Annotated in this window: 18 protein-coding genes and 1 pseudogene; 13 read left to right on the top strand and 6 right to left on the bottom strand. The window is 60.8% G+C overall.

Annotated features, from left to right (window positions below; translation table 11 throughout):
• Positions 1–13 precede the first annotated feature (13 nt).
• The 10 genes and pseudogenes from AC07NV_RS17005 (at position 14) to AC07NV_RS16960 (ending at position 13,904) form a co-directional block, all read left to right on the top strand.
• Complete coding sequence (locus AC07NV_RS17005) at positions 14–1,273, top strand: ATP-binding protein (protein ID WP_495167564.1); 1,260 nt, start codon at positions 14–16, stop codon at positions 1,271–1,273.
• A 26-nt stretch (positions 1,274–1,299) separates the two neighbouring features.
• Positions 1,300–1,464, top strand: a pseudogene (locus AC07NV_RS17000) (IS3 family transposase); the annotation flags it as partial.
• Positions 1,465–1,993: 529 nt separating this feature from the next.
• On the top strand, positions 1,994–4,786 hold the full coding sequence (locus tag AC07NV_RS16995) for a TonB-dependent receptor domain-containing protein (RefSeq protein ID WP_495167563.1): 2,793 nt from the start codon (positions 1,994–1,996) through the stop codon (positions 4,784–4,786).
• Entirely contained in the window at positions 4,776–5,015 is a 240-nt protein-coding gene (locus AC07NV_RS16990; protein WP_495167562.1) for a hypothetical protein, read from the top strand. The genes AC07NV_RS16995 and AC07NV_RS16990 overlap by 11 nt, the downstream gene beginning before the upstream one ends.
• A gap of 8 nt (positions 5,016–5,023) precedes the next feature.
• Entirely contained in the window at positions 5,024–6,943 is a 1,920-nt protein-coding gene (locus tag AC07NV_RS16985; protein ID WP_495167561.1) for a serine hydrolase domain-containing protein, read from the top strand.
• A gap of 40 nt (positions 6,944–6,983) precedes the next feature.
• Positions 6,984–8,675, top strand: a complete 1,692-nt coding sequence (locus tag AC07NV_RS16980) for a serine hydrolase domain-containing protein (protein ID WP_495167560.1) — start codon at positions 6,984–6,986, stop codon at positions 8,673–8,675.
• A 62-nt stretch (positions 8,676–8,737) separates the two neighbouring features.
• On the top strand, positions 8,738–10,369 hold the full coding sequence (locus AC07NV_RS16975) for a serine hydrolase (protein WP_495167559.1): 1,632 nt from the start codon (positions 8,738–8,740) through the stop codon (positions 10,367–10,369).
• 213 nt (positions 10,370–10,582) lie between these two features.
• Positions 10,583–11,059 (top strand): Lrp/AsnC family transcriptional regulator, encoded by a 477-nt coding sequence (locus AC07NV_RS16970; protein ID WP_495167558.1) that lies wholly within the window; start codon positions 10,583–10,585, stop codon positions 11,057–11,059.
• A gap of 362 nt (positions 11,060–11,421) precedes the next feature.
• Entirely contained in the window at positions 11,422–12,504 is a 1,083-nt protein-coding gene (locus AC07NV_RS16965; protein WP_495167557.1) for a pyridoxal-phosphate dependent enzyme, read from the top strand.
• Between the two features lie 569 nt (positions 12,505–13,073).
• The gene (locus AC07NV_RS16960) at positions 13,074–13,904 is read left to right on the top strand and encodes a 23S rRNA (adenine(2030)-N(6))-methyltransferase RlmJ (protein ID WP_495167556.1); all 831 of its coding nucleotides are present in this window, start codon (positions 13,074–13,076) and stop codon (positions 13,902–13,904) included.
• A 125-nt stretch (positions 13,905–14,029) separates the two neighbouring features.
• Here AC07NV_RS16960 and AC07NV_RS16955 read toward each other — a convergent pair whose 3' ends face one another.
• The 4 genes from AC07NV_RS16955 to AC07NV_RS16940 form a co-directional block, all read right to left on the bottom strand.
• Entirely contained in the window at positions 14,030–14,350 is a 321-nt protein-coding gene (locus AC07NV_RS16955) for a hypothetical protein (RefSeq protein WP_495167555.1), read from the bottom strand.
• 129 nt (positions 14,351–14,479) lie between these two features.
• Positions 14,480–16,186: a class I adenylate-forming enzyme family protein gene (locus AC07NV_RS16950; RefSeq protein WP_495167657.1), complete on the bottom strand. Its 1,707-nt coding sequence runs from the start codon at positions 16,184–16,186 to the stop codon at positions 14,480–14,482.
• Positions 16,187–16,466: 280 nt separating this feature from the next.
• Positions 16,467–17,003, bottom strand: coding sequence for a hypothetical protein (locus AC07NV_RS16945; protein WP_495167554.1), 537 nt, complete (start codon positions 17,001–17,003; stop codon positions 16,467–16,469).
• Between the two features lie 52 nt (positions 17,004–17,055).
• Entirely contained in the window at positions 17,056–17,793 is a 738-nt protein-coding gene (locus tag AC07NV_RS16940; RefSeq protein WP_495167553.1) for a Crp/Fnr family transcriptional regulator, read from the bottom strand.
• Positions 17,794–17,921: 128 nt separating this feature from the next.
• On the opposite strand from AC07NV_RS16940, the gene AC07NV_RS16935 reads away from it, so the two are divergent.
• A complete protein-coding gene (locus AC07NV_RS16935) occupies positions 17,922–19,313 on the top strand; it encodes a DUF1254 domain-containing protein (RefSeq protein ID WP_495167552.1) in 1,392 nt (463 codons plus the stop codon).
• A 367-nt stretch (positions 19,314–19,680) separates the two neighbouring features.
• Here AC07NV_RS16935 and AC07NV_RS16930 read toward each other — a convergent pair whose 3' ends face one another.
• Entirely contained in the window at positions 19,681–20,646 is a 966-nt protein-coding gene (locus AC07NV_RS16930; RefSeq protein ID WP_495167551.1) for a FecR family protein, read from the bottom strand.
• Entirely contained in the window at positions 20,643–21,185 is a 543-nt protein-coding gene (locus tag AC07NV_RS16925) for an RNA polymerase sigma factor (RefSeq protein WP_495167550.1), read from the bottom strand. Before AC07NV_RS16925 ends, AC07NV_RS16930 begins: the two co-directional genes overlap by 4 nt.
• Here AC07NV_RS16925 and AC07NV_RS16920 point away from each other — a divergent pair.
• Both AC07NV_RS16920 and AC07NV_RS16915 read left to right on the top strand, forming a co-directional pair.
• Positions 21,178–23,940 (top strand): TonB-dependent receptor, encoded by a 2,763-nt coding sequence (locus tag AC07NV_RS16920; RefSeq protein WP_495167549.1) that lies wholly within the window; start codon positions 21,178–21,180, stop codon positions 23,938–23,940. The two genes, AC07NV_RS16925 and AC07NV_RS16920, sit on opposite strands and share 8 nt — an antisense overlap.
• 35 nt (positions 23,941–23,975) lie before the next feature.
• Positions 23,976–26,411, top strand: a complete 2,436-nt coding sequence (locus tag AC07NV_RS16915; protein ID WP_495167548.1) for a S9 family peptidase — start codon at positions 23,976–23,978, stop codon at positions 26,409–26,411.
• The last annotated feature ends 11 nt before the right edge of the window (positions 26,412–26,422 follow it).

Genomic DNA, 26,422 nt, shown 5'->3' with positions numbered 1-26,422 from the left:
GGAGAGTTTTTCGATGAGCGCGAATCCACAGGGCCCAGCAGGCGTCGGCGCGACCGCCGAGAAGGCAGGGCCGAAGCCGCCCAGCCCGACCAGCCTTGCCGGGATGATCGGGCGAGCCGGCCGCCGCCGCCGCCCCGCCAAGCTGACAACACAGCTGACCGCGGCGATGACGGTGGTCGTTGTCTTGTCGGTCGTCGTGATGATTGGCGGAATGCTGCTCTTCTACCTATGGTCGGAAAATCTGTTCCGCAGCACGCTCTCGCCCGATGCCCGGCTCGCCTATGACATGGTCGAGCAGAACCGGCTGCCCATGCATGCCAATCTCGAAGCTCTATTCCAAGCTTATCAAAAGTGGGAAGCGGGTGTCCAGATTGAGGAGCAGATCGCGCTGATCCTGTTCGGGGGGATGGCACTGCTCATAGGAATCATCGCCGGGCGCTGGCTCGCGGCGCGGATCAGCGAGCCGGTGCACAAGGTTGCTGACGCCGCCCGGCGCATCGCGGCGGGCGATCGGACGGTCCGGGTTCCCATAGCCGGTCACGGCGCAGGCGAAACCCACCAGCTAATCGCCGATTTCAACATGATGGCGCGCGAGTTGGAGCGATCCGAACGCGAGACGCGCGAAAGCGTTGCCGCGATCGCCCATGAGCTGCGTACGCCGCTCACCGTCCTGCGCGGCCGGCTTCAGGGGATGGTTGACGGTGTCTTCGCGCCCGACACGAAGGGACTCGATGGCCTCATCTTTCAGGTCGATGCGCTGACACGGATCGTCGAAGATCTGCGAACGCTGAGCCTTGCAATGACGGGACGGCTTGCGATCCGCCCGACGGTGATCGATCTTGCCGTGGAGGCCGGCCGGACGATCGACGCCTTCGCGCCCGAGCTGAAAAATGCGGGCATGATTGCGGAACGCAGCCTCAACCCTGTGCGTCTCGCCGCAGACGGCGCGCGGCTACGCCAGATTCTGCTCGCGCTTCTCGACAATGCCCGCCGCTACGCCGCATCGGGCGGCGTGGTACGGATCGAAACCGGATCCGATACCGACTGCGCCTTTTTGCGCGTGCTCGATCGCGGCCCCGGTTTCGCGGCCGGCGATGCCGAACGCCTGTTCCAGCGCTTCTGGCGTGCCGACGAATCCCGGTCGCGCGATTCAGGCGGAACCGGACTCGGGCTGGCCGTGGTGAAAGCCATCGCCGAGGCCCATGGCGGTCGGGTGGCGGCGGCCCAACGCCCCGGAGGCGGAGCCTGTTTCGAGGTCCGCCTTCCCTATTGATGACGATCCCAACGCCGCCTCCACATGTCGAGCGCATCTGGCGTCGTGAAGGGCAGAAGGTGCCGCAAAGGCAACCCATACGCAGGCAACTCTGGCTCAATGACGGATCGCGCATCCGGCTGCGGCCCGAGTATCCCGGCCGTGCCTGGGGCCGCGACATATCCGGCGCATCTACGCACGCGTTTCGCCGCGAGCACGCATTTGTACGACCATTATTGCGGCCAGGATGCGCGCTCCCCCGATAGAAGATTGGCAACAGGCAGAGGGCAAACTGGATTTAATTTGAATGGAGGGCTTCGTTCAATGCGCTGGGCATGCGGATGCCGTGCCTTGGCTGGTTGAGGATAGAATCTCTACGAGTCTCGCGCGTTTTCGCCCTGCTCCGCCAAACCTTTCCGTACGCGCCAGTCTTGAGGTGAACGCGTGCTCGCTTCCACATCCGATGCACATGGATCCCATCCCTGCGCATTCCAACCACGATGCATGGCAACCGCAATCGTCGCCATTCCTTACCCGGTCGGGCGGACCTTCGATGCCCCGCACCTCCGAGAAGAGCCGAATGAAATAACTCTGCGAAGCCCTCTCGCAATACGCCGAAAAGGCACGCGTGCTGACCCACGGGGCCGGCCCTCCAACCGGATCGAGGTCATCCACAACCAGACCCGAAATGCAGCCGTGTTCGCCTAGTTTTTAAAAAAATAATTGTTGGGGAGAATAGCCGTGAACAGATCTATCAAGTCCTTTCGTGCCGCCCTGGGCGCCTCGGCAGCAGGAATAACCCTCCTCGCCGCAGGCCCGGGCTTGGCGCAGCCTGTCCAGAATGACTCGCCACCTACCGAAGAGGCCGGGGCCAGCGAATCTGGTGACGATATCGTCGTCACCGGTTCTCGCGTCGAACGCGCCGGCTTCGATCAGCCAACGCCGACGACCGTGATTGGCGAAACCGAGTTGCGGCAAGGCGCGCCCGCCAGCCTTCAGCAGGTCCTCGCCGACCAGCCATCGGTGCGCGCTACGGTCAATCCCAACTCGACCGTTGGTAACACCGAAAGCGGAACGGCTCCTGTCGATCTTCGCGGCCTCGGCACCGATCGCACTTTAACCCTGATCAATGGCCGCCGCTTCGTCGGCTCGAACAATCTCAACTTTGTACCATTCAATTTGGTCAAACGGCTTGAAGTCGTGACCGGCGGCGCTTCCGCAGCCTGGGGCTCGGGCGCGGTAGCCGGGGTGGTCAACATCATTCTCAATGACAATCTTAAAGGCCTCGAATTGGGCGTCGAAGCGGGCATTTCCTCACGCAGAGACGGGCAGCGCTATCGTTTCGACGGAGCTTTCGGAACGGATTTTGCGGACGGCAACGGTCACTTTATGATTGGCGCGGAATATGTGGAGGAGAAGGGCTTGCCTCCCCAGTCTCGTCTGTCTCGCCCCGGTCTCCGAAACCCCGGCATCACCGAGGTCAATGGTGTGTCGGTGATCACAGAGAATGTGAATGTTCCCGGAAAGAGCTATAGCGGGTTGATCACCAGCGGCATTCTTGCCGGCCAGACCTTCAATCATGACGGCACCTTGCGCACTTACCGCGGCCCGGACGCCTCGGGCATCGGCGGCGAGGATGGAGCGGGCCCGTTCGGCCATCTCTATGCGGCAGCACCAAACAAGCGCTTCAGCAGCTATGCACGTGTGAGCTATGACATAGGCAGCGCGACGCTTTGGGCCGACGCCGCCTATTCGAAGAGCAAGACCAAATATAACTTCTTCCCCGACTTTTCCGCTCCGGGTGATTTTGGAAGCGCCACCCCCGAGAACCCGACGGGCGCCCTTACCATTCAAGCCGCCAATCCGTTCCTGCCGCAGGCGATCCGCGACCGGCTGACGGCGGCCGGAGAGACCAGCTTCACCTTCAACCGGGTTTATGAGGATATTCTCGAATTCGTCTTCGACGCGGATCGCGAGAGTATCGAAGGTGCGATTGGCGTCGACGGCACACTGGGCGACGGCTGGAAATATGGCGCTCACTTCAGCCATGGTCAGGTCAGTGATACGCAGTTCCTGAGGAACAGCCGACTAGCCGCGAATTTCGATCGGGCTTTGGACGCAGTTCTGAGCGGCGGCCAGATCGTTTGCCGGGTGAATGCCGATGCGGACCCGACCAACAATGACGCGGCGTGCCGTCCACTCAACATCTTTGGCTTGGGCAACGCATCACCCGAAGCGATCGACTATGTCACCGCGGACCAGGGTCGGCACAGCGTTCAGAGACTCGATTCGGCGGGCGTTGAAATTCAAGGCGACCTGTTCTCACTCTGGGCCGGCCCCGTCACTGTGGCTATCGGGGCGGAGGCGCGTTGGGAAGAGGTCGTCACGAAGCGCGACGCCGAGACGCTTGCCGGCGGTTTTGGCTTCCCCGTTTACACGAGCGACTTGAAGGGCGGTTACAATGTAAAGGAAGGCTTCGCCGAAATCGTCCTGCCATTGCTCGACGCTGAAGCATTCAAGCTCGAGTTCAATGGAGCAGCCCGCTACTCCGATTATAGCAACAGCGGTGGCATCTGGTCCTGGAAGCTGGGCGGCACCGCACGTCTATTCAACGACCTGCTGCTCCGTGCGACAAGGTCGCGCGACATCCGGTCGCCAAATATCAGTGATCTCTTCAGGACGAGGAACATCAGTGTCGGTGCTGTGGTGGATCAGGACACCGCAGGTCGTACAGGGCGCCCTGGTTACGATCCGAATCCCGGGTCCGTGACACTCTTCTCCGGCGGGAACCCGAATCTGGCACCGGAAATCAGCAGCACACTCACCTTGGGAGGCTCCTATTCGCCTTCCTTCCTGCGCGGATTCAGCCTTTCGGTCGATCACTTCGACATTAAGATGAAAGGGGCGATAACCACCCTGGGGGCCTCGGACCTTACGGCTCTTTGCGCTGGTGGAAGTCAGGTCGCCTGCGATGCGATCATTCGCGATCCCGTCACACAGACGCTGGTCACGGTCTTCTCGAATTCGCAGAATATTGCTCAGTTCGAGACAAGTGGCTTCGATTTCGAGGCCGCCTACATACTCCCGGTGACGCAAATTTCCGGAGAGAAGCCGGGGACGCTTCGCTTCCGGGCACTGGCGACCTATGTCGACAAATATGTCTTCGACACAGGCTTGAAGGGCGGGCGGAACGAGCGTGCCGGCGAAGTGGGCGACTTTGCCCTTGGTATTCCCAAGTGGCGCGGCACTTTCAGCGTAGCCTACCAAGACGACACCTTCGGCCTCGGTGCGCGGGTCCGCTATGTCGATGGCGGCCTGTACAGCAATGATTTGGTCGGGGTCGTCGCGAATAACGAGGTGAGTTCACGCACCTATGTGGACATTGGAGCGCAGTTCAAGGTGATGGACAGGTTCACCTTCTTCGGCAACGTCTCCAACCTGTTCGATCGTGGCCCGCCCGTCGTTCTCGACTCCAGCTATCACTACGACATCATGGGGCGGTACTTCACCGCAGGCGTCAAAGTTGGATTTTAAGCCCGGTTGCGATGAAGCGACGGGTGGGAGTTCAGATTTCCACTCCTGTCTTTTGCTCGCGCCGCAAGCCGGCTTTGGTTTCGTCGCGTCCTTCACGGGTGGCGAGGCCAGCTATGCGGCGCGAACCGGACTGAGCGATGCCATCACCCGTGATCGCGCAACAGCACGCATGAGCGGCGCAGCGAATATCGCGGAAACGTTACCCCTGACACATGGAGATAAAGCGTGACAAACACGATGAAGACAATTGTCCTCGGCTTTCTCGCAAGCCTTTTGCTGGGCACCGGTTCACTGCAGGGCGCTACCCGGCCGAGCCCGCCCGCGCTTTCTTCCCCGGCACCTTCCGTCGAGCCAGTCGGACCGTCCGCCATGATGCTCGAGCCCTTCATCGATGGGCTGATGCGGGCGGAGATGGAACATGGAAAGATACCCGGCGGCGTCATCTCCATCGTAAAGGACGGCAAACTCTTGTTCGCCAAGGGCTACGGATTTTCCGACATAGAGCATGGCACACCGGTGGATCCCGAGAAAAGCCTCTTTCGAATTGCATCGACCACGAAGATCTTCACATGGACGGCCGTCATGCAGCTGGTCGAGCAAGGCAGGCTCGATCTCGATGCCGACATCAACACCTACCTCAGGACTTTCCAGATCCCGGCAACATACAAGCAGCCGATCACGCTGCGCCATTTGATGACGCACACAGCTGGGTTCGAAGACGGTGGCATCGGCTATGAGCTGACCACCGACCTGAAACGGGCGCCGTCGATAGCGCAGAAACTGGCCATGCATATGCCGGCCCGGGTGCGTCCTCCCGGTGAAATGGCATCCTATTCCAATTACGGCGCCGCGCTGGCCGGACTGATCGTCGAGCAAGTTAGCGGCATCCCCTATGAGGACTATATTCAGAAGAACATATTCTCACGGATTGGGATGAAATACGCCACGGTGCGTGAACCGGTGCCGGCCGCGCTCGCCCGCTACAAGGTCGTTGGCTATGCACGCGAAGGGGGCGAATTCGTGCGAAGGCCCCTAACCTATGAAGGCGGCTTTCGGCCTGCAGGCTCAGCCTCGGTCTCCGCCAATGACATGGCTCGCTTCATGATCGCGGCTCTTCAGGACGGCAGCTATGGGAACGCAAGCATATTGAAGCCTGCGAGCATGCAGCGCATGCAAAGTCCGGCTTTCACCTTCGACCGGCGCATCCCCGCGATGGGGCTAGGATATTACGGGCAGAATGTCGGTGGCGAACTTGCCTGGGCGCATGGCGGCTCCGATCCGTTGTTCAACACCGAGATGTATCTCTTTCCTGCCAGGAAACTCGGGATTTTCATATCCTTTAGCGGAGGACAAGGCGATGTTGCTGCCGAAAACCTCGCCAAAGCTCTGCTGGCCCGGCTTTATCCAACATCGCAGCGGAAGCCCGAGACAGCGGGGACGGGATCGCTTGAGAAATATGCGGGAACCTACGCTTTTACCCGTCGCAATCACACGGATATCGACAAATTTTACGGACTGTTGTCGCAATTGTCCGTTTCGGTATCGGGCAACCGGCTCAGTCTTGGGGCAGGCGACGATGAAATGCAGTTTGCGCCGATCGGGCCGGGCCTTTTCCAGGAGATTGGCGGCACAAGGCAGATCGCCTTTCGCACCAATCGTGCCGGCGAAGTCACCCACATGTTTTTCGACTTTGCGATAATTGTCCCGCTGGAACGTGTGCAGTTCTTCGACAGGTCCGGATTCTGGTATGCGGTCCTCGGGCTATCACTCGCTGTGTTTGTTTCCGTTTTTCTGGGCCTGTTATACCGGGCACGCCTGATCGCCGCGATGCCCAAACCGGAGCGCCGGGCGGTGTGGCTTTCCGCCGCAGTTGCCATTTGGGGCCTGCTCAGCGTTGCCACGCTTGGAATCCTTCTGCTTTCAACAGACTTTATTGAACGGCTCAGCCACGTCCCGGTGTCGTGGAAGGTCGCCCTGGCAATGCCTATCCTCTTCATTGTCCTGACTGCATTGTTGCTGTTCACTCTTCTGAAGATTTGGACGAGAAAATACTGGAACCTTCGCACGCGTTTATATCACACAACAGTAGTAATCTCCGCGATTTCTCTGATTTTATTCTTTTTCAAATGGAATCTTGTTGGATGGAACTTTGGATAATGCGTCCTGCATTCAGAACAAGAACGTGAAGGACAAGGTAATGAACTCTCATCGCAACGTTTCGCGCAACCTGGTGGTCATGGGCCTTTTGCTGACCGGTGGCTGGACGACATCCTGGGCGGGAGCTGCGGCCGCGCCCGCCACCCACCGCGAAGTTCGCGCCGGAGCGCCGCAACTTGCAGATCCCGGACCGGACATTGATCGTCTGTTCTCAACCTGGACGAGCGGCGGCACTCCGGGGTGCGCGATCGGCATCTCCCGGAAGGGATTGCCCGATATGGTGCGTGCCTATGGCGAGGCGGATCTCGAACATGGCATCAGGACCGATGCAGAAACCGTGTTCGAGGCTGGATCATCCTCCAAGCAATTCACCGCCGCAGCTGTTCTACGCCTTGCCGAGCGGGGCCAGGTCGCGCTGGACGACGATGTGCGGAAATATATCCCGGAACTTCCCGACTATGGGCATGTCATCACGCTCGATCACTTGCTGCATCACACGAGCGGCCTGCGGGACTGGGGCGGAGTCCAGATCATCGCGGGGTGGCCCCGCACCACGCGCATCTACACGATGGAAGATACTCTGCGCATCGCCGCGCGGCAGAAGTCGCTCAATTTCGTCCCGGGTACGCAATATTCCTACACAAACACCGGATATAATCTCCTCGCGCTGATCGTGCAGCGCGCGAGCGGAAAGTCACTGGTGGAATTTAGCCGCACCGAATTTTTCGAGCCGCTGGGCATGCGGAACACACAATGGCGCGACGATTTCCGGCGGGTCGTCAAGAACCGGGCGATCGCCTACGCACCGTCCTCCGCAGGCTATGTGCAGCTCATGCCGTTCGAGAATGCCTATGGAAATGGTGGTCTTCTGACAACCGTAGGGGACTTGTTGGCGTGGAATGCAGCCCTGTCCGAGGGCAAGCTGGGCGCTTTGGTCACCACCGGTCTCGCAAAGCAGGGCATCCTGCAGTCGGGGCATGAGATCAACTATGCGAGAGGCCTGATCGTCAGCAACTATCGCGGATATCGGGAGGTCGCACATCCCGGCGCGACTGCCGGCTATACCGCATGGCTCGGTCGCTATCCAACGACGGGGCTTTCGATCGCGGTCCTCTGCAACGCTGCCGACATCGATGCCTCTAGCCTGGCGCATGCAGCCGCAAACCTGCTCCTTCCCCATGCTTCGTCGCCTTCACCGTTGGAGACGTCCGGGAAACCTCGGGCCCACGCGATCGCAGCTGATGGCTTGTTTGTCGAGGAAGCGACCGGGATGCCTCTGACGTTGAAGAGCGACGCCGGTCGGATCACCCTGGACGACGTCGACCTCTCCCGGGTGTCGAAGAACGAGTACCGGAACGAGGATCTGATGCTGAGGTTCGAAGGACGAGACCGATTCCTGCTGCAGGACTCGTTTGGCGCCGTGTCGCGCTACAAGAGCATGCCTGGATTTACGCCAAAGCCCGGCGAGCTTGAACAATTCGTCGGTGAATATGCCAGCGACGAGGCCGAAGCAGTCTATGTCGTCACCCTTCAAGGGGGCCATTTAACGATAGCGTTGCGCGAGCGGCCGGAGGCGGACCTTGAGCTTGCACCTGCCTATCGTGACGCTTTCATGGCCTCGGGAAGCCTCGTCCGCTTTCGTCGCGAACAAAATGGCGCGGTCTCCGAGCTCAGCATGGGGAACGAGAGGGTATGGGATCTTCGATTCCGACGGATTTCGAGCGTTCGTTGAGACCGCTCTCTCTTTTCGGAATTTTCAGGAAATAACGCCGCTGAAGCGCACAGGAGACAAGCATGCATCGAAATTGGAAAACAGCCTGGTTGCTGGCTGCGGCGTGTATCGCCATCGGATCGGGATCAGCCACCGCGCAGCCACAGGACGCCGACCGTCCGACGTCCGTGCCGGTCGATACAGGGGACGTCGATGCGCTGGTTGCCAACGCGATGCAGACGTTCGGTACGCCCGGCGTGTCGGTCGGGATCGTCAAGGACGGCCAACTGGTTTTTGCAAAGGGATATGGTGTCCGCGACAAGGACGCCCCCGCTCCGGTCACACCCGACACGATTTTCGCCATTGGGTCGAACACCAAGGCGTTCACCGCTGCGGCGCTCGCCCTGCTGGTCGACGAAGGCAAGCTCGGCTGGGATGACAAGGTGATCGATCACCTGCCGCAGTTCCGGATGTACGACCCCTATGTCACGCGCGAATTCACGATACGCGATCTTTTGTCGCATCGCAGCGGATTGCCCGCTTATGCCGGGGATCTCTTGTTCGTGCCGGCCACCGACTTCACCCGCGACGATGTTATCCGAACGATGCGGCATTTAAAGCCGTCATCCAGTTTCCGGTCCCGCTATGCCTATGACAATCTGCTCTATGTCGTGGCCGGACAGATTATTCCTGCGGTGACAGGTCAGAGTTGGGAAGATTTCGTCGAAGCCCGACTACTCCGCCGGCTCGGAATGACGCCCTGTGCCGTCAATCGCAACCGACTGGATAGCAAAAGCAACGCCGCCGCGCCCCATGTGATGGTAGGAACCGCATTGCAGAAGGTCGAGCCCGACGATCTGGAGATGGTGGGGCCGGCGGGTTCCGTCCAGTGCAACATTCCAGGAATGGCAAAATGGATGAACATGCTGCTGGCCGACGGCGAAGATTCCTCCGGCGAGCCGCTGCTTAGCAAAAACCAAAGCCTTGAATTGCGGACACCGCAGACCCTGCTTCCGGTCGATCGCGAGGGGCTGGCGGCCGCTGCCGGGATGCGCTTCCAATCCTATGCTTTGGGGTGGAGCGTTGCCGATATGCGCGGACAGACCTTAGTCTATCATGATGGCGAAGTCGGCGGGATGAGTTCGATGGTGGCGCTACTGCCCGAATCCAAATTTGGCGTAGTGGTTCTCGTCAACCAGCAGCACCAAGCGACCAAGATCGCCATCACCCTGCAAATCGTCGAGTCATTTCTTGGTCAGATTCGCCACAGTCAACCCAGCCCTGATCAGATCGGTCAGGACTGGGTGAGCCTGCTGAAAGAAGCGACCGATCAGGAGAATGATCAGGTGCGCAAGATTGAGGCACAGGTAGCGGCCGTACTGGATAGCAAGGCCACAGGGGCAACCCTGCCGCTTCAGACCTATGCGGGGGTCTATACCGATGCCTGGCGCGGTGACGTTACCGTCCGGCTCGACAAGGGCGGTCTCGTGATGACCTTCAGCCGCACAAAAGGGCTCGAAGGACGCCTTTATCCGTATAGCGGTGATGTGTTCGTCGCGAAGTGGAACGATCGCAGTTTGAACGCGGACGCCTTTGTCCGCTTTTCCCAGGACTATGGGCGTCAGGTGGAAGGCTTCACGATGCGGGCGGTCTCGCCAACCACCGATCCGAGCTTCGATTTTCGGGATCTCAATTTTAGAAAGCAGAAGAAATGAATATATCGGCTGTCGCAAACCTGAGGCCGCGCACCACATCCGGCTGCGGCGCTGGCTCGCCCTCCGGCGTGCTTGCCCGGCCCCCGGTTTGGATCGAGTAACGAAGATCGACAGCTCTTCGACGCGGCTATCTCAAGCGCATGCATTATGGCCGCAATAACGGCGGCACAATTGCCTGTTCGCCGCAAGATAACTGCTTAGAATGGGGCGAATATGGACCTCGACAGATTCGATCGACAGCTTCTCAATCTCGTTCAAAACGATTCCGGACGGACTGCCGAGCAGATGTCCGAGCAGGTCGCGCTGTCGCCGTCGGCGATCCAGCGCAGGATCCGGCGGATGAAGGCCGAAGGCGTTATCCTCAAGGATACTGCGGTGGTCGATCCGACGAAGGTTGGCCGACCCAATTTCTTCCTCGTCTCTCTTCAAGTCGAGCGGGACCGACCCGAGCTCCTCGCGCCGTTGCGGCGGTGGCTCGCTGCGCAGGAACATGTGCAGCAAGCGTTCTATGTCGCGGGCGAGACGGACTTCATCCTGGTTGTCACGGCGCCGGATATCGAGACCTATGACGCACTCATGGCCAACTTGGTCAGCGAGAACCACAATGTCAGACATTTCACGACCCATGTGGCGCTGGCCCTCGTGAAGCGTGGGCTGACGATACCTTTGTCGATCGAACACCGCTCCTAACCCGCGGCCAAATCGCCCGCGCACTGACGCACATCGCGGCTCGCAGTCGAAATCCGCGAAGGCTCCATCTTCGCGCATCACAATCGGTGTTGCCGTCAAGCACCATGCCCTTTGAACCACTATTCGGGACAAGAGCCAGCCATCGACCACGTGTCGCCGAAGCTGGCCGTGCAGTTTTTCTCCCGTGCGCAGTCAACCATTCAGCTGGCTCGGCAGGCCTTCAGAAATCGTCCCTGGCATAGATTGCAGACCGGGCGCCCAAGACCGGGCGCGGCGTTATGCCTCGGCATCCGCGCAGTCTGGCAGCGTTCAGATGGCGCTCTTTGCCGGGTGGCGCCGCAGAGTATCGCTATATTTGTGACATGACCAAAACACCCCCTCATGAAATAGCCGCAACTCTCGCAGAGGCTATGGCTGCCCCTCGCCCCACTCCGCTCATCGAATGCGGCGAACTAGCGCGCCGCACCGGCGTCAGTCGCGTTTTTGTCAAGGTGGAAGGTGACCGCCCGCTTGGCAGCTTTAAATCGCTCGGCGGCATGCTGGCGGGGCAGCGCGCGCTCGCCAGAGCCGCGGAACAAAGACTGGCAGGTGCGGATGACACTCACGAAAATGGGCCCGAAGCTCCTCCCCGGCTGATCTGTGCCAGCGATGGCAATCATGGTCTGGCCGTCGCTGCAGCGGCGCAACTCGCCGGTACTGGCGCCACCATTTATCTTCCCACCGTGGTTAGCCGAGCCCGCGCCGAGCGGATCGAGGCTCTTGGCGGAGAAATCATGTGGATCGAAGGGACTTATGATGACGCGGTCGAAAGGGCCGCCAGCGCTGCCGCGCGCGGACATGGCCTGCTGATATCCGACACAAGCCCCGATTCAGACGATCCGGTTGTGAGGGATGTCATGGCTGGATATGGTTTGCTCGCCGCAGAGCTTGTCGACCAATTTCGTTTCGACGTGGCCGATCGGCCCAGTCATATATTCGTGCAGGCCGGTGTGGGTGGCCTTGCGGCGGCGATGGCAGAGGGGCTGCAAACCATCCTCCGGGGCCCCACGGCGATCACGGTCGTCGAGCCCCAAAATGCCGCCTGTGTTGGAGCAGCATTGGCGGCCGGTCGCCCCGTACAGATTGTCGGCGACCTCGATACGTCGGCGGATATGCTGCGCTGTGGCCTTGTATCGGCGCCTGCACTCGATGTGCTTTTGCGCTACCGCGCGCAGTGGGTTGCCGTTGATGAAGATTTGATCGGCGAGGCTGTTACCGCCCTGTCAGCGGCGGGCGGTCCCCAGACCACTCCATCAGGCGCGACCGGGCTCGCGGGGTTGTTGCATGTGGCTTCATTTCCGGCCTTGCGCGCGCATCATCAACTCGGAGCCGACAGCATAGTGCTGATAATCGCGACCGAGGGAGCCGTTTGCGAACGCTCGCGTGCAGACTCGGCTTGTTCTTGAATCCATCTGCCGGACTTCGGAGCACATTGCTGTAGTGCTTCGCATTTGCAAACGAGTTTGTAGGTCCGGATTGCCTATCCTTGGATGCTGCTTCTCATTTTAGAGGCAAATTTGCCGGCCGATCATGCAGCACGTCCGGTAACGAACGGCGAGCGGACTGGCGGCTTTAGAGGGCAAAACCGAAGAAGCGGACATTATCCGACCGATCCAAGTCATTCGACATTGAGCGGGTGCAGCTCCGCTCCTGACAGACGTGGACTTCGAAGCACCGCAGTTCTGATGATGCGGTATTATATGAACGTTCGGCCGACATCAGGCGACCGGGCGCTTCGCCGCAATGCCAATCGCATCCGACTCCTCGAAGATCGAACATTCGCATGCGGCCCGGAGCCCTGTGTCTCCGCCTCTGGTGACGATCGCTAACGCGGGCTTGAGGCCTTGTGCAGAATGTTTTGAAGGTTTCCGCCCGATTCTATACAGGCGCCGGATTGGTTGCTTCCATCGCCTCGCGCTCGGCTTCCGCGCCCAGCCATTCGCATGGAGGCAGATCGCCAGGATTTTGAATTACAATGAATTATCGCCATTCCTTCCATGCTGGCAACAGCGCCGATGTCGTAAAGCACAGCCTGCTGATCGCGCTCGTGCGGGCGTTGCAGCTTAAAGAGAGCCCGCTCACTCTGATCGACACCCATGCCGGTTGCGGGCTGTACGACCTTGGCGGCGATGAGGCGAGGCGCACCGGCGAGGCCACACAGGGCGTGCTGCGGGCCTTTGCCGACCCGAACCCCTTGCTGGACGACTACCGCGCCGCCGTACAGGCGGTGAATGCCGGGGCCGAGCCTCGCTTCTACCCCGGCTCGCCGCGATTTCTGGCGCAGCTTCTGCGTCCGCAGGATTTTCTGATCCTGAACGAAAAGCATCCCGAGGACGCCTATGCCCTGCGCGGCGCGATGCGCGACACATCGGCTGCCGTGCACGAGCGCGACGCCTACGAGTTTTGGCTGGCGATGCTGCCGCCCCGCACCGCGCGCGGCGTGGTGGTCGTCGACCCGCCATACGAGCAGACCGATGAACGCGCGCGTATCACTGCCACCCTCGCAGCCGCGCACCGCAAATGGTCGCATGGCGTGACGGTGGTCTGGTATCCGCTGAAAGACCGCGCCACGCATGTGCGTTGGAAGCAGCAGTTACGTAAGCTCGGCATTCCGAAATTTCTGGTGGTGGAGCATTGGTTGTACGATCGCGATCAGCCCGACATCTATAACGGCGCGGGCCTCTATATCGTCAACCCGCCCTACGCCTTCACGCAGGCGCTGCCGCCTCTGCTGGAAGCTCTGCGCGCCGCGCTGGCGCCGGAGGGGCATAGGGGAGCGATCACAACCGATTGGTTGGGCGATTAAAATAGACCCTCATCTTCCCCTTCTCGCAAAGGAGGAATTGCCGGGCTTCAGCTTGTAAACAAATTGCTCGCGCTGAATTTAGAACACGGTTTTAGCACTGGATCCAGTGCGCCAGACGATTGGGCTTAGTCGCCGTTGGCATCAACCATGAAGACCGTCGGCTTGCCGCGAGAAGTCGGGTCCCATCCTGCCGACAATGCCGCTCGCACCCCTCGCGAGGCTATCGCGTCGTTGATGTGCGAACGCCCTTTCGGCAATCCCTTCAGCAGGCGCTTTGGCGTCGGAAATTCCAGCACGGCTTCGCGTGGCATATCTCTCTGGCGCAGGGCGACCCTCATGCCCCTCCAGCCTTCGGAAGAGGACAGTTGGGGCTCGCTCAGGAGTTCCCAGTCATATTTGACACCATCGATTTGGACGGTGCCGCCGCGGCCGTGCATGTGAAGCATAGAATGCCCTTAGCATGTTAGGCGCGGCGCTCCAGTCAGTTCACATCAAAGATCGGTACCCGAACGTTTAGCGGCCAAGACAGCCGCTCCGCGGCGACGATGGCCGTTTGCAGCTACCGGGCGAGAGAGCTAGGCAGCGGCCGCGTCCTCCTCATCGCTGAAAAGGACCTTCAGGTCCTTCTTCAATATCTTGCCATTGGCATTGCGTGGCAGCGTTTCCGCGACAAAGCGGATCGCAACCGGCACTTTGAACGCCGCCAGCCGCACGCGGACCCAATCCTGCAATTCCGCCTCGGTCACCGAGGCGCCGGGCGCAAGGTGGACGACGGCGGCGGGTTCTTCGCCCAATGTCCGGTGGGGAATGCCGATGATCGCACAGTCGGTGACCGCGGGATGCTCGTAGAGCGCATTTTCGACCTCGGATGAGTAGATATTCTCGCCGCCGCGCAGCACCATGTCCTTGGCGCGGTCGACGATATAGACGAACCCCTCGGCGTCGAGGCGTGCTAGGTCGCCAGTGCGAACCCAGCCATCGACGAAAGTTTCCGCGGTCGCCTCCGGCTTGTTCCAATATCCCTTCACGATCATCGGCCCGCGCGCCCAAAGTTCGCCGACGTCACCCGGCGGCAGCAGCGAAACGCCATCGTCCGCACGGATTTCGAGGTCGGCGACCGCAACGGGCGGCCCCGCGCTCGTCGGCCGGTTCAGATAATCCTCCGACGAATGCGAGGTCACGGTCGCCATCGTCTCGGTCATGCCCCAACCATTGGCCGGCAGCGCGCCGAATTCCTCATAGATGCGCTTCACCAGTTCGGGCGCCGACGGCGCACCACCATAAGCGATCGCCTCGAGCGACGAGAGATCATATTTCGCGCGGTCGGGATGCTCGATCAACTGCCAGGCAATCGTCGGCACGCCGCCGGTGACATTGACCTTTTCGCGCTCGATGATTTCCATCGCGCGAACTGCGTCCCATTTGTGCAGGAAGATCGTCGTATTGCCCGCCGCCATACTCCCCATCAAACTCGCCGAGCAGGCGGTGACATGGAACATCGGGATCACGGTCAGGAGCGTGCGCGGCGTCGGCTCGGGCACCGGCTCGCCGCGGCGGAGAAAACTGCGCGCCGCAGCAAAACCGCCCGACAGGATATTGGTGACCAGATTGCGGTGCGTTCCGAGCGCGCCTTTCGGATGGCCCGTCGTGCCGCTGGTGTAGAAGATCGCCGCCTCGTCGTCGCTGTCGAGGTCGGCCTGCGGGCGCTCGATCGCGGGCAGCGCGGCCCATTGCGCCGGCGTGCCGACGATATCCTCAAGCGCCATCGCCTCTCCGACCGCTCCGCTCGCGCGCACGACGATCAGCCGTTCCACATCGGGCATGGCGCCCAGATGATCCGCGATCCGCTCGCGACGCTCGCCATCGACGATCAATATCTTCGCGCCCGAATCCCGGATGCCATAGGCCAGTTCGGCGCCGGTCCACCAGGCATTGAGCGGCACCGCGATCGCACCGATCGAGACGATCGCGAAAAAGATCATCGGCCATTCGGGCAGATTGCGCATCGCGAAGGCGATGCGATCGCCCGTGCCGACACCCATGTCCTTTAACGCCCAGGCAAAGGTTGCGGTCGCACGCCAGTTCGCCTCGAAGGTCACGCGCTCATCGCCGAGAATCGTGAAAAGCCGGTCGCCGTGCGTTCGCGAGAGATCGAGCAGCACGCCCAGGTCGTGCAGCGCATTTTTCCAGACGCGTGTCGAAACGCCGCGGATCGTTGCCGTATCCATCTCGAACTTCGCGCCCGGCGCGGTCAGCGCCGCCGTTGCGTCGGCGAGCGACATCTTCGGCCATTCGGGATCGAGCGGTACCACGGGTTCGCTGGTCAGATCATTCGCCACGGGACAGCCTCTCCATCAATGCCGAGCCCGCAGCTTCGTGGCCGACGGACTTTCCTGCCGGACAGGATCGACTGCGGTCCATCAAAAGGCAAGAGGGGCCGGGCTCCTTCCGTCGCGGTGGCGCGAATGGCGGTCGCGATCGGGGTCCGACCCGACGAAGCTCGGGCGAATGTGAGGCAGAATGGATTCTCCGAAGGACAGTCTATGCGGCGGCTAAGGCCGCTCAATCCTTGATCTCGACGGAATAGGAACAGCCGAGAAGCGCTTTGCCGGGATGGCTGGTTACATTCGACAAGACACGCTTGACCGTGGCGGTGAATGTCAGCCCGTCGTCGGTTTCGGTTTTTGACGAAATTACCCGTTCGCCAAGAAATTTTGGCCCGTTCCCCATCACATTCTCGATATTCTCATGCCGGGCCAGCTCTTGGATATCGATGTCGAGCACGGCCATGATCGCCGAACTGGAAAAGACGATCGTGCGCGTGCTGTGGCCCGCAACCATGACCGGCTCGGGCAATTCATATTGCGAGAGAAAGCTGTTATTCGACTCCTGCCGCTTCCACCCCCGCGCCTGACAACCGCTGTCGTCGGATCCAAGAGTAAGGGCAAAGCCGTTATAGGTTCGCGGATCGAGCCGGCATTCAAGCGCCTCTGCCACATCGACAGCAAGGGAGTCGAATTCTTCCTCCTCTGCCGTGGCAGATGCGGCGCTCAGCCAAGCGACTGTCATCGCGATCGCCACAGAAACCCATTTTTGCATGCGACCTCTCTGTCCCCTCTTCGGGCTATTATCATCCCCGAACAGGCAAGTGCTACCCCCGCCGCGCGGCGATATCGCCAAGCTCGGATGCGTTGCAGATCGTAATCCGGTTATAGTCGATTCCGATCAGCCCCCCGCGTTCAAAATCGCGCAGCACCCTGTTTACGCTTTGCCGCGTCACGCCGAGCATGGCGCCCAATTGCTCCTGCGGCAGACGCAAGCCGAGTTCGGTGCCACCATTTCCCGCAATACCGTGAATACGCGCGAGGTCGAGCAGGATCGCAGCCATGCGCTGTTCGAGCGATCCGAGCGTCTGGTCATTGAGCATTCGCAGGCTGTCGCCGTGTCGCGCGCACATCAGCAGGGCGATATCGCGCCACAGGATCGGATCGGCATCGAGGATAGCGATAAGATCATCACATGGCAGGTGCAACAGCATGCTGTCGTCATAGGCCCGATATTCATAGTGGATCGGAACCTGCGCAAGCAGGCGGACCAGCCCGACCACCTCGTGCGGACCGACAACACTGAGGACGAACTTCTTTCCCGCCGCCGAACAACGGCTAACTTCTATTCCGCCCGAGGCGATGATGAAGACCTCACGCTTCTGCGGGTCGCGTGCAAAAATTTCCGTGCCGCGCGTATAATGTTCCACCCGCGCAATGGCGGCGACCTCGACAAGTCGCGCTTCGGGCCAGTTCAGAAACAGCGGGCAGGCACGCAGCGGCGCCATGCGATCGTCGCGGGTCCATTTCTCCTGAACCGTCTTCGCAAGCGGCCTCGTCGACATCGCCCGGCCCTCCCTTATCCCCTCATATTGGCTGCCGGGAAGAATCCAAGAGATTGTCGGCTGGGTGACAGACCTCCGGTACGATCCCGGCTAGCGCACGTCGACCATATCAGCCCGGAGGCCCCTCGATGAAAATGCTGCTTGCCCTTTTCGCAATGGCGACCGCCGTGTCTGCAGGCCCATCCCAGGCAGCCCCGGCCATCAGCGAAGCGGAAGCCTATTCCATCGGCGTGGAGGCTTATACCTACGCCTATCCGCTGGTTTTGATGGAAGTGACCCGGCGTGTCGCAACCAATGTCGCGTCGCCCGGTGATCGGCACGCGCCGATGAACCGCTTTGCGCATCTGCCGGCCTATCCCGACGCGAGCTTCCGCGACGTCGTGCGACCCAACGCCGACACACTTTATTCGATACTCTGGTTCGATGTCGGCAAGGAACCGCTGATACTGACGCTGCCCGACACCGGGGACCGCTATCATGTCATCCCGATCATGGACATGTGGACCGACGTCTTCGCGACCCTTGGCTCCCGCACCACCGGAAACCGCGGCGGAACCTTCGCGCTTGTCGGCCCGCGTTGGAAGGGGACGCTGCCAAAGAATATGCGCGCGATCGTCAGCCCAACCGAGGTGGGATGGGTTATCGGGCGCATCCAGACCAATGGCGCGGCGGACTATGCCCATGTGCACAAGCTACAGGCCGGGCTGGCTGCGGCGCCGCTATCCACGGGGGGAAAATCCCATGCGCCTTCAGCCGCCAGGATCGACCCTGCAGTCGACATGAAAACGCCTCCGGTCGACCAGGTCGCCGCGTTGAAGCCCGATGCCTTTTTCGGGCTGTTTGCCGAACTGATGAAACAGAACCCGCCGCATGCCGCGGACAATTCGATACTGCTGCGCATGGAACGCGTCGGGCTGGTGCCCGGACGGAGCTTCGACTTTGCCGTAGCCGATCCGGCAGTGCAGCAGGCGCTGACCCGCGCTGCCACCGACGCCTATCAGCATATCATTCAGCGGCGACGCAATCTGGGCCTCTCGCCGGCGGGCTGGGTTCCGATGCGCAATGCGATCGGCGTCTATGGCAATGATTATCTGCAACGCGCCTTCATTGGCTATGCGGGGCTCGGCGCGCTGCCGCCCGAGGAAGCCCTTTATCCGATGGCGCCCGTCGACAGCGAGGGGAAGCCGCTGTCGGGCGCGTCGCACTATGTCCTGCATTTCGACAAGGAGCAGATCCCGCCCGCCGATGCCTTCTGGTCACTGACCATGTACGGCGCCGATCAGTTTTTCGTTGCCAACCCGCTCGGCCGCTATGCGATCGGCGATCGCGACAAGCTGGCCTTCAACCCCGACGGGTCGCTGGATCTCTATATCCAGCACGCTTCACCGGGCGCGGACAAGGAAGCGAATTGGCTGCCCGCCCCTGCCGGGGCGTTCAGCATGAACCTGCGCCTCTACTTGCCGCAAGCACAGGCAGCCGACGGACGCTGGACACCACCTCCGGTCAAGCGACTTCCCTGATCAGGGGCGTAGACCTTTCAATCCCGCCCCTTCGCCATCGGCGACTTGGTTTGCTGAGGACTGATCTAAATGGCCTATTTCGGGCGCAATGGGCCAAACGCAACTGGGGCGGCCGCCGTTCGTGGCCGATTGCAGTAGAGTAGCTTCTGGTTTCAGACAGGCAAGTACCAGACATCCACTGAGCTTGGAGACGTCCGCTCGAAATCACCGGCTAAACGGTCCAAATTGCCTTGCGCTGCGCAAGTTCGAGCGAGGCACTATCCCTAATCCCTACCGGAGCCATCGCGACGGGAGGAAACCGGAGAGGTTTGTCGAGCCAGGAACCACAAAATTGGCGAGATAGAGGTCACGGCCCACTATATTTATTTCATTCCGTTCGGCCGATTCTGATCTCGTCCCTATGCGATAGGTCGACTGGAACGCCCAAGCTGTCACGCACAGCCACTGCAAAGCCGTCGGGGTCGTCGATGCGAAAGATACCGTCGAACCGTTCGCTGCCGATCGCAGGACTGAGGATCACGAGCTTGCGCCGATTGTAGCGGTTGAATTCGGCTGCGGCCTGCTCGATCGGATCGTCGACAAAATCAACACGGCCGCTACGCCAGGCGAGCGTGCGGTCGACCGCTGCGAGTTCCGCCGGGGCGCTGGTAATTGCGGCATTGTCGGCGACAAACGCACGCTGGCCCGCGGACAGCTTGATTTTATTGCCGTCGGCGCCTTCCGCCCATGCTTCAACGACGCCTTCGGTCACGAGGATATCCGCGCCCTTGTCACGGCGGCGTACCGAAAAGGCCGTACCGAGAGCTTGCACCCGGATCCGGCCGGCTTCGACGATGAAGGGCCGCGTCTTATCCTTTGCAACCTGAAACCAGGCTTCGCCCTGGTCCAGTCGCACCAACCGCTTCGCTTCGGCCAATTGCACATTGATCTGGCTAGCCGTGTTGATCGCTGCGGTTGAACCATCCGCAAGCGGAACCCTGCGTATCTCCCCGACACTGGTCGCATAAACAGTGCCACTGCCAGCGATCAGCACGCCGCCGATGACAGAGGCAGCGAGAGCAGCGCCGCCAGCCAGCATGGATCGGCGGCTGAACCAAGGGGCGCGAGCGATCTCGACTTCGGAAATGGCCATGTCGTCATTGGCTGCTGCTGCACCCGATCCGTCCATCGCCATCCACATCGCCTCGGCCTCCAAAAGGGCTCCGGCAGATTTCGGATCGGCGGCCAACCAGGCTTGAAATTCCGCTTCTTCGGCCGGACTCAAATCGCCCGCGTCCATGCGGATAACCCAGTGCCATGCTTGCCCGTCCAGCTCTGCGCGCGACATCATCATGCCCGGGTTCCACGTCCGCGATGATCTGTGCTGCGATCGCTGGCTCGCCCCTCCGCCTCGCCTCTCATCTCGCGCCATGCCCGCTGAATTGCCAGCATGCCTTGGAACAGATCATTCTCGACGATACTTTCGGTGATGCCGAGCCGTGTGGCGATCTCCTTTTGCGACAGTTCCTCGAACTTGCGCATCTCAACGACGCGGCGGCGGCGCTCTGGAAGCAGAGCAACGAAGGCGCGCAGGCTGTTCATCTCCATGCGGGCCGCAACATGGCGCTCCGGCGAGGGTGTCTCGTCAATAAGGCCAGCCACTTCGGATTCGCTCAGCGCCTCGATCGGGACAACCTTGGTCCGTTTCATCCGGCGCCCGACGAGGTTGCGCGCCATCGTGAAGAAATAGGCATCCGGGCGCTCAATATGCTCGACTGCGTCGAGCATTGCGAAGCGGCAATAGCAATCCTGAATCACTTCATCGACATCCTCGAGGGAAAGTTGGGATCGTCGCAGCCAGGCCCGCACAAAACGTTCGTGGGGCATGACCATGCTGGCCACCCACTTCGCTGTCCGGCGACGCCGGTCTAGGCCCCCTTTATTCGACGTTGTCGTTCCTTCGTTTTCCCCCGCGCGATGCGCGCCTCTTAAAGATAAGAGACATGAGCGCATCCCTTTCCTTATTTTTCCCATATTAAATCATATCGTCGAAAAAAAACGCTACGGAAAAAAGGAAAATGATCAAGCCAGGTCTCCTTGGAATCATCGGCGCAAGAGCGCAAAAAGATGGGGGACGGCTATGAAATCGGAATTCTACAGGGACATTGCGCTCGCGGCCAGTGCGACCGTCTGCATGGCGGCAGCGCCCGCCATGGCCCAGGAACGAAACTTCGACATCCCTGCCCAATCGGCAACGACAGCAGTCGCGGCTTTGGCGCGACAGGCCAATGTCCAGGTCTTCGCCGCACGCAAACACACACGTGGCAAGCGCGCTAATGCCGTGCGCGGCAGAATGAGTGTCGAGCAGGCGCTGGACCTTCTCTTGAAGGGAACAGGCCTCACCGTCCGCGCGACGGGATCGCAAACCTATGCAGTCATCCCTTTGTCCGGAGACGATAGCGTAGCGCGGCCGGTGGCGAACCCTGCCTCCACATCCACGTCGGCGGCGGAACAGACGGAACGCGATCCGGGCGATGGCGAGATTATCGTGACGGCGCAGAAGAAACTGGAAAATGTCCAGGACGTGCCCGCTTCGATCAGCGTAATCGGCGGGCCTCGGCTCGAGCGGATGGGCGCTGCGCAATTGGCGGACTATTCTGCATATGTTCCAGGGCTGGTCGTCGACAGTGGCGGCACGCCAGGCCAGGCGCGGATCACCCTGCGCGGCCTCCCGCCCATCACATCGACGACCATGGTCGGCACCTATATCGACGATTCCCCTCTGGGTTCCAGTGCAGGCTGGGTGGGTGCGCCCAACTATGCGCTCGATCTGCTGCCCTATGATATCGACCGGATCGAAGTGCTCAGAGGGCCGCAAGGCACGCTCTATGGCGCCAACACGATGGGCGGGCTGATCAAATATGTCACGAAAGCCCCTGACCTCAATCGCTTTTCCGGACGAGCCGGCGTGGAGGCGTTGACCATCGCGAGCGCCGACGATCTCGGGTGGGGCGTCAAGGGATCGGTCAATCTGCCGATCGTCGCGGGGAAGCTGGCGGCCAGAGTGAGCGTCTATAATCAGATGACTCCGGGATATATCGACAATGGCCTTACCGGTGAGAAGGACGAAAATGACGTCCGCCTGACGGGTGGCCGGATTGCCCTATTGTGGCAGGCGACCGACCGGCTCAGCGTCCGACTGTCGGCACTCGCACAGGATATCGACGCCGACGGCAGCGCCACGGTTTCGCTCATTTCCGGAACACGCACGCCCATCCATGGCGGACTGACAAGCAGCCACAGGCTGGACCAGCCATTCAAATCCAAGCTGCGCTATTATACCGGTACATTGAATTGGGATTTGGGCTGGGCAGATTTCGTCTCGGCCAGCACCTATTCCAACGCGAAGATCCGCAGAGCTTCGGACTCCACCGCCTATTATGGCGCATATTTCCCGCTCGTGAGCGCCGCCCTGCCCAACTATACCAACGGCGCCGTCATTCCCGAGGGGCTGGATCGCAATCGGGTCAGCACGGTTGTCAAAAAATTTACCCAGGAACTTCGGCTATCCTCGCCCGCCGGTCAGCGGCTGGAATGGCTGATCGGCGCTTTCTACACCGACGAAGACGCGCTGATGGTCCAGGAGGATTTTGCGCTGGACGTCAACGAGGTGCCGGTCGCCGGCTCGTTCAACCCGTTCGCCTTCGCGACCATACCGACCGAGTATCGCGAAATGGCGGCGTTCGCCAATGTGACCTACAAGTTCAGCGATGCCTTCGACATCAGCCTTGGCGGCCGTTTCGCCAGGAACAAGCAGGATTTCGCGCTCACCGCAGGCGGGCCACTCTATGTCTTTTTCGGAATAGACGGAACAACCATCTCCAAATCCAAGGAAGATGTCTTCACCTATTCCGTCGCGCCGCGTTGGCATATCAATGAAGATACGATGGTCTATGCGCGGGTCGCGAGCGGCTATCGTCCGGGTGGCCCCAATTCACCTCTGCCAGGTATACCGCCCCAGGTGAATTCGGATCGCATCACCAATTACGAGCTTGGCCTCAAGACCGAATTCCTCGATCGGCGGGCGATGGTCGATGTCGCCCTTTTCCGGGTGGATTGGACCGACATTCAGGCATTCGGCTTCTCGAACGGGATCAGCTTTCTCGCCAATGGCGGCAAGGCGCGTAGCCAGGGCGTCGAGTTCAATGCATCCATCACGCCGGCGCGTGCACTCCGCATCGGCTTCAACACGGCCTATACCGATGCCAAATTGATCGATCCCATTCCGTCGCTGGATGGATTGCCGGGCGACCAACTTTCCTACGCTCCGAAGTGGAGCGGCGCAGTCACGCTGGATTACCAGTTCGATGTGGGCGGCGGCTGGAACGGCGAAGCGGGCGGCGGCATCCGTTATGTCGGTGATCGCAAGTCCGGCTTCCCCACCGGTTTCGATTATTTCGAGCTATCCGATTATGTGGCGGTGGATCTCAATGCCGGCATTTCAAACGATCGCTGGAGTGCGCGTCTCTTCGTGAGAAACCTCACCAACAAGCGCGCCTATCTCGACCCGAGCGCCAATCCCAATCAGGACAACTGGACCGTGCTGCAACCACGGACGATCGGTCTCGCGCTGGAAACCAAATTCTAGCGACCGCTTTTCCAGACGACCGACGGAGCCACACTATGACCCTCCACCCAAAAATGGCGGCCGCCATATTCTTGTCCACGGCCGCATCCTTGCCCACACCGGCGCTTTCGCTTCAGACAGCGACGGCGCCGCCGGCATCCACGCCGGCGCTTGCCAAGACCGATTATGATCGCGCGGCGCGCTTCCTGTCCGACAACGGTCAGCGCGCCGTACTGAATGCCGAGGTGCAGCCCCATTGGATGCCGGAGGGCGACCGTTTCTGGTATCGTCGCCAGACCGCGCCCGACCGCGCCGTTTTCGTAATCGTCAACGCTGCAGCCGGCGGGGCGCGCAAAGCGGCATTCGACCATGCGGCGGTGGCCGCCAGCCTGTCCAAGGCGCTCGGCAAAGACGTCGCGCCGGACCAATTGCCGTTCGACCGGTTCCGTTACGGTGGCCGGGGCGCGATCGAGGCGATGATCGACGGCAAGCTCTGGTCCTGCTCCGGGGCGCCCATGGCCTGTCACGGCCGCGAGGTGTTTAGTCCATCCGTAGCGGAGGTTCCCTCTCCGGACGGCAAATGGCGCGCCTTCATCAAGGACGACAATATCTGGATCAAGCCGGCGGATGGCGGTGAAGGCTTTGCGCTGACCACGGACGGAGTAGCCGACTATGGCTGGGGGACTCAGCCGGGCACCAATATGGGGGCAACGGCAAAGAAAATCGCGGGGCAGGACTCCCCGCCGGCTTTGCTATGGTCGCCCGATTCCAGGCGCGTGCTCACGCAACGAATGGACGATCGCAAAGCCGACCGGATGGGGCTTCTCCAGTCCGTACCGACCGACGGATCGGTCCGGCCAAAGCTTCATTCCTGGCGGATGCCTCAACCCGGCGACCCCGATATTCCCACATTCGAACCTTGGGTGTTCGACATCGCCACGCGGCAAGGGGTCAAGCTCGGCGTACCGCCAATTCCGTTCCTGCTGCAAACCTCGGTGGAGACCGGAGAGGCCTGGTGGTCGAAGGACAGCCGATCGATTGGGCTCGTCGTCCGCGGGCGATATCTGAAAGAGATGAAGCTCTATCGCGCCGACCCTGCAACGGGCGATGCACGGCAGCTGCTTTCCGAGGAGTCCAAGACGTTCATCGAGGCGGCGGGTGGGTTGGGCCAGCGCCCGATGATCCACATGCTGGACAATGGCGAGATCCTCTGGTTTTCCGAACGTGATGGCCATGGTCGGCTTTACGTCTACGGCGCCGATGGCCGGGTGAAGCGGGTTCTGGGCACAGGTGAAGGGCAGATCACGAGCATAGTCCGGCTCGATCAGACCAGACATGTCGCCTGGGTCCGCGCCAATGGCCGCGGAGATGGTGCCGACCCCTATCTCTCGAACCTGTACCGCCTGGATCTCGGAACCGGGGCGATGGCGCGACTGACCCCTGAGGATGCCGATCATTCGGTCGGGTTCGCGGACAGTTTCCCCAAGAAGCTCGACGCAGACCCGCTCGCGGCTCCCGGCGCCACGACCAGCTTTTCACCGACCGGGAAATATTTTGTCGACACCTATTCGACGGTGGAGACACCCCCGGTCAGTGTCTTGCGTCGATCCGACGGGACGCTTGTGACATTGCTCGAGCGCGCCGATCCGTCGCCGCTAAAGACAGGAGGCTTCACAGCGCCCGAACGCTTCACGACAATGGCCGCGGACGGGACCACCATTCTTTACGGCGTGATCCTGCGGCCCAGCCATTTCGATCCGTCCAAACGCTATCCGGTGATCGATTCAATCTATCCGGGGCCGCAGGCCCGCAGAACGCCCAATGCCTTCATGGATGCGGTGTTCGACTATGGCTTTGCCAGTTCCCTGGCAGAGCTGGGCTTCATCGTGGTGCTGGTCGACGGGCGTGGCACGCCGGGCCGCAACAAGGCCTTTCTCAATCTTTCCTACGGCAAGCTCGCCAATGGCGGTTTCCTCGAGGATCATGTCGCGGCGATCCGGGAACTCGGTCGCACGCGGAGTTGGATGGATGTCGACCGGGTCGGTCTCTACGGCATTTCCGGTGGCGGAAATGCGACCGCCCGGGCGATGTTCACCTTTCCGGATTTCTACAAGGTCGGTGTCGCGCATGCCGGCAACCACGATCAGCGCGGCTATATCTACGGATGGGGCGAAAGCTACAACGGCCCGATTGAGGGCGACAATTATGCGGCCACATCCAACGCCGCCATCGCCAAGAATCTCAAGGGCAAATTGTTGCTGATGCATGGCGATATGGATTCGAACGTCTCGCCCGCGTTGACCCTCCAGGTGGCCGACGCCCTCATCAAAGCAAATAAGGATTTCGACCTCATGATCATCCCCAATCTCGGCCATGCCTGGAACGATTATGCGACACGCATAACCTGGGATTATATGGTCAAAAACCTGATGGGCGCCACGCCGCCCAAGGAATATGCGATGCCCAAGCCGAGCGACGGAGTGACACCGTGAGGGTCCCGCTC

This window comes from Sphingopyxis sp. GW821-FHT10B01, assembly GCF_059415685.1.
The sequence above is the reverse complement of the archived record's forward strand: the minus strand, read 5'-3'. Positions and strand labels throughout refer to the sequence as shown.

Bases quoted from the DNA above. Each gene is read 5' to 3' on its own strand.
- AC07NV_RS16985 (WP_495167561.1), top strand. From the start codon at position 5,024: ATGAAGACAATTGTCCTCGGCTTTCTCGCAAGCCTTTTGCTGGGCACC.
- AC07NV_RS16960 (WP_495167556.1), top strand. From the start codon at position 13,074: ATGAATTATCGCCATTCCTTCCATGCTGGCAACAGCGCCGATGTCGTA.
- AC07NV_RS16930 (WP_495167551.1), bottom strand. From the start codon at position 20,646: ATGATGATGTCGCGCGCAGAGCTGGACGGGCAAGCATGGCACTGGGTT.
- AC07NV_RS16970 (WP_495167558.1), top strand. From the start codon at position 10,583: ATGGACCTCGACAGATTCGATCGACAGCTTCTCAATCTCGTTCAAAAC.
- AC07NV_RS16975 (WP_495167559.1), top strand. From the start codon at position 8,738: ATGCATCGAAATTGGAAAACAGCCTGGTTGCTGGCTGCGGCGTGTATC.
- AC07NV_RS16965 (WP_495167557.1), top strand. From the start codon at position 11,422: ATGACCAAAACACCCCCTCATGAAATAGCCGCAACTCTCGCAGAGGCT.
- AC07NV_RS16955 (WP_495167555.1), bottom strand. From the start codon at position 14,350: ATGCTTCACATGCACGGCCGCGGCGGCACCGTCCAAATCGATGGTGTC.
- AC07NV_RS16980 (WP_495167560.1), top strand. From the start codon at position 6,984: ATGAACTCTCATCGCAACGTTTCGCGCAACCTGGTGGTCATGGGCCTT.
- AC07NV_RS16925 (WP_495167550.1), bottom strand. From the start codon at position 21,185: ATGGTCATGCCCCACGAACGTTTTGTGCGGGCCTGGCTGCGACGATCC.
- AC07NV_RS16920 (WP_495167549.1), top strand. From the start codon at position 21,178: ATGACCATGCTGGCCACCCACTTCGCTGTCCGGCGACGCCGGTCTAGG.
- AC07NV_RS16945 (WP_495167554.1), bottom strand. From the start codon at position 17,003: ATGCAAAAATGGGTTTCTGTGGCGATCGCGATGACAGTCGCTTGGCTG.
- AC07NV_RS16940 (WP_495167553.1), bottom strand. From the start codon at position 17,793: ATGTCGACGAGGCCGCTTGCGAAGACGGTTCAGGAGAAATGGACCCGC.
- AC07NV_RS17005 (WP_495167564.1), top strand. From the start codon at position 14: ATGAGCGCGAATCCACAGGGCCCAGCAGGCGTCGGCGCGACCGCCGAG.
- AC07NV_RS16935 (WP_495167552.1), top strand. From the start codon at position 17,922: ATGAAAATGCTGCTTGCCCTTTTCGCAATGGCGACCGCCGTGTCTGCA.
- AC07NV_RS16915 (WP_495167548.1), top strand. From the start codon at position 23,976: ATGACCCTCCACCCAAAAATGGCGGCCGCCATATTCTTGTCCACGGCC.
- AC07NV_RS16950 (WP_495167657.1), bottom strand. From the start codon at position 16,186: ATGTCGCTCGCCGACGCAACGGCGGCGCTGACCGCGCCGGGCGCGAAG.